3 protein-coding genes are annotated in these 2,694 nt (G+C 68.8%); all 3 read left to right on the top strand.

Going from position 1 to position 2,694, the window contains the following annotated elements; translation table 11 throughout:
• Positions 1-55: 55 nt before the first annotated feature.
• Positions 56-1,273: a glycosyl transferase family 2 gene (locus VN419_RS02135; RefSeq protein WP_325643953.1), complete on the top strand. Its 1,218-nt coding sequence runs from the start codon at positions 56-58 to the stop codon at positions 1,271-1,273.
• A gap of 97 nt (positions 1,274-1,370) precedes the next feature.
• Entirely contained in the window at positions 1,371-2,435 is a 1,065-nt protein-coding gene (locus VN419_RS02130; RefSeq protein WP_325643951.1) for a YIP1 family protein, read from the top strand.
• Positions 2,435-2,694 (top strand): hypothetical protein (locus VN419_RS02125; RefSeq protein ID WP_325643949.1); only part of this gene is annotated, 260 nt, incomplete at its 3' end. The genes VN419_RS02130 and VN419_RS02125, both read left to right, overlap by 1 nt.

Genomic DNA, 2,694 nt, shown 5'->3' with positions numbered 1-2,694 from the left:
CCGCGCGGCTGGGGGAAATGTACCTGGAGCTTCTGGAGCGCAAGGGGAAGAACTCATGAGCGACGCGGACCTGCTGTTCGAGTATGCCGGGGAAGTGCTTGCCTTTGATTTCAAACGTCCAGGCGCACTGCCCGCCGTGGCCGTTCCGCCGCCTGATCCAGCGTCCACAGCCCGTCAGGCCGCGCGCTGCCTTGCCGCCTTCGAGCGTTCCGGCCGGGAGCGGCTGGCGCTTCTGGGCCTCGGCTCCGGCGCCGTGGCCGAAGTTTTGGCCGGGGAGCTGCCCGAGGGGCGGCTCTTGGTCTGCGAGCAGGACCTTGCCCTGGCGCGCCGCCTTATGGCCGCCGGGCGGCTCGGCTGGTGGCGCACGGGCGGTCCCGCGCGGCTGGTGCTGGACGCCTCGCCCTGGGCTGTGCTTTTGCTGTTGGACCGTGCCGGGTACGATCTGGACGATCTTTTCGTGCTGCCCAACCCGGAGCTGACGCCCAAGGGCAAGGCCGGGCTCAAGAGCCTGGAGTTGCTGCTCATGCGTTCGCGGCTGCTGGCCCAGCCCGCCAATGTCAGCGTGCCGCGCCTTTCCGCCGCCGCCATCCTTTCGCCCTCGGAGCCGGACCTGCCCGGCTTCTTCGCCCAGTTCCCGGACTGGTTGCACGAGCTGGTGCTGGTGTGGGACGCGCCCTCTCTGCCCGCGGTGCCGGTGCCGGAGCACTTCAACGTATGGCAGACGGCCCGGCCTCTGGGGAACGATTTTTCGGCCCAGCGCAACGCCATGCTCTCGGCCTGTTCCGGCGATTGGGTGCTGTATCTGGATGCCGACGAGCGCCTCTCGGCCGAGGGCTGGGCAGCCCTGCCGCTTTTGTGCGCCGACCGCGTGGTGGGGGGGTGGCACTTTCCCAGGGTCACGCCCTATCCTACGGCGGACAGAGCGCTGACGGGCTTCGGTCTGTGGCCGGACATTCAGCTGCGGCTGTTCCGGCGTTCGTCAGGACTGCGCTTCGAAAACCCTGTGCATGAACGGCTGTCCGGGCTGCCCGGGCCGCAGGCCCTGGTGCTGGATGTGGAGATTGAGCACTTGAACCGCTTGAACAGGAACGAGGAGACCATACGCCGCAAGCTCGCCGGTTTCGACGCGGCCGGGGGCGGGCGGGTGCGCCATGCCTTGAGCGCCGAATATCCGAGCGTGCCGCGCGACTTTCTTAGTTCGTCCCGGGCGGTGCTGCCGCGTGGGCTGCTGCTGCCGCCGGACAAGGCCGGGCAAGGTCTGGACCGGCCCTGACCTCGGCTGCGGCCCTTGCCCCGGCCCCTTGATTCCATGGCCTGATGCGTCTAGACTGTAAAAGTTCCACCAACCCTTTCTTATCAAAAGGACCACGATGCGGATTCTTTGCCCCATGTGCGGGTTTGCCCGGGAAATGGACGAGACCAAGGTTCCCCCGCGCGCCCAGATGGCCACCTGCCCCAAGTGTTCCCACAAGTTCCGCTTCCGCGTGGTGGATGATCTTGAGCCCGTGGAAACGCCCGGTGCGATGAACGCGCAGCCAGCGGCAGGCGATGCTGGCCGCGCCGCGGAGCCGGTTTCTGGCGAGGGCCAGCCCGATCCCATGGCCGCGCAGCGCGCCGCCGCCGCCGCCGCGTGGAAGCGCATTCAGGGTCCCCAGGCCACGCCGCCCGCGGAAGGCGCGCCTGCCGAAATGCCGGTGAACCAGAACGCGCCCCTGCAGAACGTTTCGGAGCAAAGCGCTGCGGGCCAGGACGCCGCAGGCCAGCCCCTGGGCTCTGGCGCGCCCCTGCCGGAGCAAGCCTGGCAGCAGGACAAGACCGCGGGTTCCCCCGTGCCCTTCGAGGATCTGCCACGGCACGGTTTCTTTCCGGGGCTGTGGTCCACCATCCGCATGCTCGTCGTCAGCCCCTCGGCCTTTTTCTCCGCCATGCCCGTCCACGGCGGCATGGCCAAGCCGCTGGCCTTCCACCTGCTCCTGGCGGAGTTCATGGTGGTCTGCCAATACCTTTGGAGCATGGTCGGCATCGGCGCCACGGCGGAATACCTCGGCAGCAAAGAGATCATGGACATGGGCCTGGGCGTGGCCGGAGCCGCCCCGCTGCTGCTGTTCCTCGTGTACCCGCTGCTGCTGGTGCTGCGGCTCATGCTCATGACCGGCATCATCCACCTGCTGCTGCGCACGCTGCGCTCCGGGGGCTCCGGGGCCGAGGCCACCTTCCGAGTGCTCTGCTATTCCGCCGCGCCCCTGGTGCTGGGCATCATCCCGGGCATCGGTCCGCTGGTGGGCGGCGCCTGGAGCATCGGCCTCACCATTTTAGGCCTCAAACTGGCGCACCGCACACAGATCTCCGCGGCCATGTTCGCGGTGCTGGTGCCCATCCTGATGATGCTGGCGGCGGTGCTGGGAATTCTGCAAGGCATGGTGAAGGGGGGCTGATGGCCGAAGAACGGGCAGTGCTGCACTGGCTTCAGCGCAAGTGGCGCGCCCTATGTTCCGCCCGCCGCGCCGCGCAGGAGCAGAACCCCGGCGGCTTGCTGCGCCTGGCCCGCGAAGTGCGCACCCTGGCCGAGGCCGCCCGCCGCGTGTGCCCGCCAGAGCGCAAGCTGCAGGCGCGCATCCGCGCCGTGCACGAGGAAATGACCCGCCTGGCAGCCCTGGCCGAGACGCCGGAATTCCGCCGCCTGGACCCCACCAG

The sequence above is a fragment of the Humidesulfovibrio sp. genome (assembly GCF_035560995.1).
Classification (GTDB): Bacteria; Desulfobacterota; Desulfovibrionia; order Desulfovibrionales; family Desulfovibrionaceae; genus Humidesulfovibrio.
Note: the sequence above shows the minus strand (reverse complement) of the source record. Positions and strands in the feature narration are given on the sequence as shown.

What these genes read in the sequence shown, in the direction of transcription:
- VN419_RS02130 (WP_325643951.1), top strand. Translation starts at nt 1,371, where the DNA reads ATGCGGATTCTTTGCCCCATGTGCGGGTTTGCCCGGGAAATGGACGAG.
- VN419_RS02135 (WP_325643953.1), top strand. Translation starts at nt 56, where the DNA reads ATGAGCGACGCGGACCTGCTGTTCGAGTATGCCGGGGAAGTGCTTGCC.